This is a genomic window from Vulcanococcus sp. (genome assembly GCF_044369115.1).
GTDB lineage: Bacteria > Cyanobacteriota > Cyanobacteriia > PCC-6307 > Cyanobiaceae > Vulcanococcus.
Window position 1 is genome coordinate 1 of the sequence record NZ_JBIPMN010000174.1, and the last position, 5349, is coordinate 5349.

Below are 5349 nucleotides of genomic sequence, written 5' to 3' on the forward strand. Positions count from 1 at the left end.
TCACCGCCAAGTTGCTGAGCGGCTGTCTCGATTGCCTGTCGCGCCACGGCATCGACACCTCCGCCAGCAGCACCCAGCTCGACACCGCCTGGGTGCCCGGCAGTTTCGAAATTCCCCTGGTGGCCCAACGCCTCGCTGCCAGCGGTCGCTATCAGGTGGTGATCACCCTTGGGGCCGTGATCCGCGGCGACACCCCCCATTTCGATGTGGTGGTGGCCGAAGTGAGCAAGGGTGTGGCCGCCGTGAGCCGCGACACCGGCGTGCCGGTGATCTTCGGGGTGCTCACCACCGACACGATGCAGCAGGCGCTCGAGCGCGCCGGCATTAAGAGCAATCTCGGCTGGAGCTACGGCCTCCAGGCGCTCGAGATGGGCAGCCTGATGGCAGCGCTGCCGGGTTGATCAGCGCTGATCACAACCCTTTGCTGATCACAACCCCTTTGCAACGCTCAGCGGCAGATTCGGATTCTCGGGATTCACGCTGAGCCGCTGCAACTGCGGCTGGAGCACGAGGTCCATGTCCTCCATGGGGATGGCTCCGAGCAACACCTCATCACCCAGCACCATGGCGCCAGTGAAGCAGCGGCGGTTGGCGAAGCGCACCTCGACAGGGCCCATGTAGGGAACGCTTTGTCGGCGCCCATCGGCCAGCACCACCTCCCGCCGCTCCAGTTCCCTCAGTTTCAGTTGCAGGGCCACATGCTCGGGAATGCACAGGTGTACGGCCCCGGAATCGGCCAAGGCCCGCACCTCAAGGCTGCGCACCTTGGGGTTGCTGGGGTTCAACAGCTGGAGGCTGGCGTGAATCAATCCCATGGGGTGCTGGTGTCAGAAAAGTAGGCCGTCTTGGCGCGGTTGAAGCCGCAACCTTTGAATGCCACCGCTGTTTCAGTTGTTGCTTTGATCGCGTCGCAACAGCTTCTGGCCGTTCACGCTGGCAAAGCCCAGCTGCTCGTAGAAGCCGGCGCTGTTGGTGGTCATCAGATACACCCGCTCCACCCCTGCCAGTGCTGGTGAGGCCAGCAGCGCCTCCACCAGCTGGCGGCCGAGGCCCTGGCCCTGCAGGTCTTCAGGGATCACCACATCCCAGAGCACGGCGCGGAACACCCCATCGCTGCTGGCCCTAGCAAAGCCCACCAGACGGCGGCCCCGCCACAGGCTCACCACCGCGGCACTGCCCGCCAGCATGTGGCGCAACTGCCCGAGCGAGCGACCCTGGGCCCAGAACGTGTGCTGATCCAGCAACCGCTGCAGCTTCCAGAGGCCGCGGCTCGGCCGCAGCCCCGGACCCAGCCCCAGCCAACGCAGCCCTGGAGCGCCAGGGGCGTGGATCAGCAGGCGAATCGCGTCCATGGGCTGATTGTGGGCCAGCACCGGGATCTGTCTCGTTGGTGCAACCGTCGGAGCACAGATCAGGGTTCTGTACAAACCGTACGGAATGGGATCAGTGCTGCGCCGTTGAACAACAAACCACGCGGCGGCCGGCTTGTCGTGTGAGGTGAAACACTGGGCTCAAACAGGCGGCGCGATCAATCAGCCGATGCGGAAGGGAATCATCCTCGCGGGGGGCAGCGGCACCCGCCTGCACCCGATCACCCAGGCGGTGAGCAAACAGCTGCTGCCGGTGTACGACAAGCCGATGATCTATTACCCGCTCAGCACCTTGATGCTGGCGGGGATTCGCGAGGTGTTGATCATCAGCACCCCCCACGATCAACCGGCTTTTCAGCGTTTGTTGGGGGATGGATCGGCTTGGGGGATGAGCATCTCCTATGCCATTCAGCCCAGCCCTGATGGCCTGGCTCAGGCGTTTCTGATCGGGGCGGAGTTTCTGGCGGGGGCCCCGGCGGCGTTGGTGCTGGGCGACAACCTCTTCCACGGCCACGATCTGGCGCCGCAGCTGCTGAGTAGCAATGGCAGCGAGGCGGGAGCCACCGTGTATGCGTATCAAGTGCGCGACCCGGAGCGCTACGGGGTGGTGGAGTTCGCCGCCGATGGCCGGGTGCTCAGCCTTGAAGAGAAGCCGCTCAAGCCCAAGAGCCGCTACGCCGTGACCGGCCTCTACTTCTATGACGACACGGTGGTGGACCGTGCCCGCCGGGTGGTTCCTTCACCGCGGGGCGAGTTGGAGATCACCGACCTCAACCGGCAATACCTGGAGGAGGGGCTGCTGCGGGTGGAGTTGATGGGCCGGGGCATGGCCTGGCTGGATACGGGCACCTGCGATTCGCTGCACCAGGCCGCCAGCTTCATCCGCACCCTGGAGCATCGTCAGGGCCTGAAGGTGGGCTGCCCGGAGGAGGTGGCCTGGCGCCTGGGCTGGATCAGCACGGATCAGCTCGAGGCCCTGGCGGCCCCCTTGCGCAAGAGTCGCTACGGCGACTATCTGCTCCAGGTACTGGAGGAATCCGATGCAGGCTGAACGGCTGATCACATCCGGTGGCCTTCAGCTGCAGGGGCCCCTGTTGATCACGCCCCGGGTGTTCGGTGACGATCGCGGCTTCTTTTTCGAGAGCTGGAACCAGCAGGCCTTTGCGGCGGCGTTGGAGGCCGATGGCCAGCCCGTGCCGCCCTTCGTGCAAGACAACCACTCCCGCTCCAGCCGTGGCGTGTTGCGGGGGCTGCACTACCAGCTGCCGACCCATCCCCAGGGAAAGCTGGTGCGCTGCGTGCTAGGCGAGATCTTTGACGTGGCGGTGGACATCCGCCGCGGTTCAGCCACCTTTGGCCAGTGGGTGGGAGCGCACCTGAGCGCCAGCAACCATCAGCAGCTCTGGGTGCCGGCTGGCTTCGCCCACGGCTTCCTCACCCTGAGCGAGCAGGCCGAGGTGCTCTACAAAACCACCGACTTCTGGAGCCGCGACTGCGAGCGCGCGATCCGCTGGAACGATCCACAGCTGGCGATCGGCTGGCCGCTTGAGCCCTTGGCCGGTGCACAGCCCCAGCTGTCGGAGAAGGATGCCGGGGCGCCGTTGCTGGCTGAGCTGGCAGCTGCTGATCTGTTTGCGTAGGCCTTCGGCCGGCGCAGGTCAGCGCCCGCTCAGCCAGGTCTGAAAGTCGCTGGGATTGAGGATCTGCAGCGGGTTAATCGCCCCTTGGAGCATCAGCAGATCCGTCTCCCCACTCACCAACACGGGCGTGGCCGCAGCGAAGGCCAGATCAAGGAACACCTGATCGTGTGGGTCTCGAACCCGGTGGGAACTGGCAGGAATGGAGCCTGTCCAGCTTTCACACCACGGGAGTAAGTCTTCCAGCAGTCGCTCACGGTCGTCTGGCTCCAGCCTGAATTTTGGATCAGCAAGCACCCGCAATAACTCGCGGGCCGTGGGCTGTGCCAGCACAGGCGTGATCTGGCCGCACTGCCAGCAGGGTCGTAGCCAGCTCAGCCTGCCGTTGGCAAACAACAAAGCCGACACCAACACGTTGGTGTTGAGCACGGTTCTGATCGGCGAGGGTGTCACGCCTCCCGAGCCCAGTTCACTGCATCGGTGACATCGGCTTCGCTGATGCCCAGCTCCATCAAGCGGGTGCGTACGGCTGCGGCGCCACCTGGATGGAGCGGCGTGAGCACAATCCGGCCGTTGTCGAAGCTCACGTCGTAGTAGTCGGCCTGACCCGCCTGTTCCACCACGGCCTTGGGCAAGGTGAGCTGGTTTTTGCTAGTTCGCTTGGCAACAACCATGGCTCCTACCGTGGTAAGGAATCCTTACTTTAGCCGCTTCCTTGTCTGACTGGTGGCTCAGGTCGGGTGGCAACCGGTTGAGCGTCCTGAAGCGAATCGAGCCCGCTAATCGCTTCATCCTGTGAAGCGATTAAGCTCATCCGATGGAGCCTCAATGGATCTGGCAGCAGTGCGACTGGCCCAGCTTTCATTGGGATGGCGAGGCACTTCGCCCGGCGCTGCTTCAGGCGGCAGCAGAGCGGGAGCGGTTGGCAGAGCAGTTGGAGGGGTTGGCTGCTGGGCTGGACCGTGAGGCGTTGGCGGCGCTGCTGAGCCGCGAGGGCCTCAGCACGGCAGCCATTGAGGGTGAGCGGCTGGATCCAGCTGAGGTGCGTTCCTCCGTGGCGCGGCGTTTTCAGTTGCCACCCGGGGGGTATGAACCCCGCGCCAGCGCCCAGGTGGAAGGCCTTGTGCAGCTGTTGCTGGGGGCTACGGCGGAGCTGGGCGCCCCACTCACGCTTGCAGCCTTGCATCAGTGGCATGCCGATCTGTTTGCTGCTGGGCCCGATGGCTTGCGGGCCATTGCCATTGGTGAGCTGCGCGGATTGCTACCGATGCAGGTGGTGTCGGGTGCGATTGGTCGGGAACGGTTGCATTTCGAAGCTCCGCCACGGGACGGGTTGGAACGCCAGATGACGCTGTTGTTGGAGTGGTTCAACGGTCCGTCCCTGCAGCTGGATGGCTTGGTGCGGGCAGGGCTGGCTCATCTGTGGTTCGTCACCCTGCATCCCTATGACGATGGCAACGGTCGACTGGCCCGTGCCCTCACGGATCGTGCCCTGGCCCAAATCCCCAGGCCCCAGGCCTCAGCCCGGCGAACGGATCCGCTGATAGCCCGTGCCTATGGGCTCTCGGCCCGGATCCAGCAGCAACGGCAGACCTATTACCAGGAGCTGGAGCGCTGCCAGCGGGGTGATCTGGAGGTGACGCGCTGGTTGCAGTGGTTTCTCGAGCAGGTGGCGGCGGCGGCTCTCAGCAACCAGGCGGTGGTGGCCGCCGTGCAGGCCAAGGCGCTGTTCTGGTGGCGCCATCGCCATAGCGGTTTCAATGCGCGGCAGCAGAAGCTGCTCAACCGTCTGCTGGATGCCGAACCCGAAGGTTTTGAAGGTGGGATGACCCTGCGCAAAGCGATCGGAATCACCAAGGCAAGCCGGGCCACAGCCTGGCGCGATCTCAGTGAGTTGGTGGCCATCGAGGCCCTCACACCGATTGGCGCGGGCCGTAGCCGGGCTTATCGGCTTGGCTTCCCCTTTAGCGGCAGCGGATGAGGCCTGAGCAAGGTGAGGACCGATCGCCTCCAGGCTTCTACGGCAGCTGTACAAGCTGTACAGATCCTGGAGCGTTCAAGCCAGCAGCTGAGTGTCGTGTTGGACGCCAATGCACACGACCCCGATCGGGACAATCAGGCGCTGACGCTGCCTAAGAACAAGAAATGTTCCTGATCGGTCAATTCCAGGCAGCCATGGCGCCCTCTGGGTTTTTGTTGCCGCACGGGATCAGACGGGCTGGTGTTGCGGGTGATCGACGCACTGGGCAGCAAGGATCGATTCAGCAAGGTGCAAGAGCGCCATTGGCAACGGTTTGCCGAGTTCGCTGGGTTGTCGTGGGCCCAGACCCGCAAACGGGTGA

At 64.3% G+C, this 5349-nt stretch carries 8 protein-coding genes; 4 read left to right on the forward strand and 4 right to left on the reverse strand.

The features are described 5' to 3' along the window. Positions 1-401 (forward strand): 6,7-dimethyl-8-ribityllumazine synthase (gene ribH / locus ACIQ2E_RS12170; RefSeq protein ID WP_398330852.1); only part of this gene is annotated, 401 nt, incomplete at its 5' end. Positions 402-428: 27 nt separating this feature from the next. On the opposite strand, the gene ACIQ2E_RS12175 is transcribed toward ribH, so the two are convergent. Then, positions 429-815: a clan AA aspartic protease gene (locus ACIQ2E_RS12175; RefSeq protein WP_398330855.1), complete on the reverse strand. Its 387-nt coding sequence runs from the start codon at positions 813-815 to the stop codon at positions 429-431. 72 nt (positions 816-887) lie between these two features. Further along, on the reverse strand, positions 888-1352 hold the full coding sequence (locus tag ACIQ2E_RS12180) for a GNAT family N-acetyltransferase (RefSeq protein WP_398330858.1): 465 nt from the start codon (positions 1350-1352) through the stop codon (positions 888-890). A 187-nt stretch (positions 1353-1539) separates the two neighbouring features. Here ACIQ2E_RS12180 and rfbA point away from each other — a divergent pair, with 187 nt between their 5' ends. Then, positions 1540-2421, forward strand: coding sequence for a glucose-1-phosphate thymidylyltransferase RfbA (gene rfbA / locus ACIQ2E_RS12185; RefSeq protein ID WP_398330861.1), 882 nt, complete (start codon positions 1540-1542; stop codon positions 2419-2421). Beyond that, on the forward strand, positions 2411-3010 hold the full coding sequence (gene rfbC / locus ACIQ2E_RS12190) for a dTDP-4-dehydrorhamnose 3,5-epimerase (RefSeq protein ID WP_398330864.1): 600 nt from the start codon (positions 2411-2413) through the stop codon (positions 3008-3010). Before rfbA ends, rfbC begins: the two co-directional genes overlap by 11 nt. 18 nt (positions 3011-3028) lie before the next feature. Here the strand turns inward: rfbC and ACIQ2E_RS12195 are convergent, their stop codons facing one another. Beyond that, positions 3029-3460: a putative toxin-antitoxin system toxin component, PIN family gene (locus ACIQ2E_RS12195; RefSeq protein WP_398330867.1), complete on the reverse strand. Its 432-nt coding sequence runs from the start codon at positions 3458-3460 to the stop codon at positions 3029-3031. Beyond that, on the reverse strand, positions 3457-3681 hold the full coding sequence (locus ACIQ2E_RS12200) for an AbrB/MazE/SpoVT family DNA-binding domain-containing protein (RefSeq protein WP_398330870.1): 225 nt from the start codon (positions 3679-3681) through the stop codon (positions 3457-3459). The genes ACIQ2E_RS12195 and ACIQ2E_RS12200 overlap by 4 nt, the downstream gene beginning before the upstream one ends. Before the next feature lie 143 nt (positions 3682-3824). Between ACIQ2E_RS12200 and ACIQ2E_RS12205 the strand changes: the two genes are divergently transcribed. Beyond that, positions 3825-4988: a Fic family protein gene (locus tag ACIQ2E_RS12205; RefSeq protein ID WP_398330873.1), complete on the forward strand. Its 1164-nt coding sequence runs from the start codon at positions 3825-3827 to the stop codon at positions 4986-4988. The last annotated feature ends 361 nt before the right edge of the window (positions 4989-5349 follow it).

Excerpts from the sequence above, each read along its gene's own strand:
- ACIQ2E_RS12175 (WP_398330855.1), bottom strand. The coding sequence starts at position 815 with ATGGGATTGATTCACGCCAGCCTCCAGCTGTTGAACCCCAGCAACCCC.
- ACIQ2E_RS12180 (WP_398330858.1), bottom strand. The coding sequence starts at position 1,352 with ATGGACGCGATTCGCCTGCTGATCCACGCCCCTGGCGCTCCAGGGCTG.
- rfbA (WP_398330861.1), top strand. The coding sequence starts at position 1,540 with ATGCGGAAGGGAATCATCCTCGCGGGGGGCAGCGGCACCCGCCTGCAC.
- rfbC (WP_398330864.1), top strand. The coding sequence starts at position 2,411 with ATGCAGGCTGAACGGCTGATCACATCCGGTGGCCTTCAGCTGCAGGGG.
- ACIQ2E_RS12200 (WP_398330870.1), bottom strand. The coding sequence starts at position 3,681 with ATGGTTGTTGCCAAGCGAACTAGCAAAAACCAGCTCACCTTGCCCAAG.
- ACIQ2E_RS12205 (WP_398330873.1), top strand. The coding sequence starts at position 3,825 with ATGGAGCCTCAATGGATCTGGCAGCAGTGCGACTGGCCCAGCTTTCAT.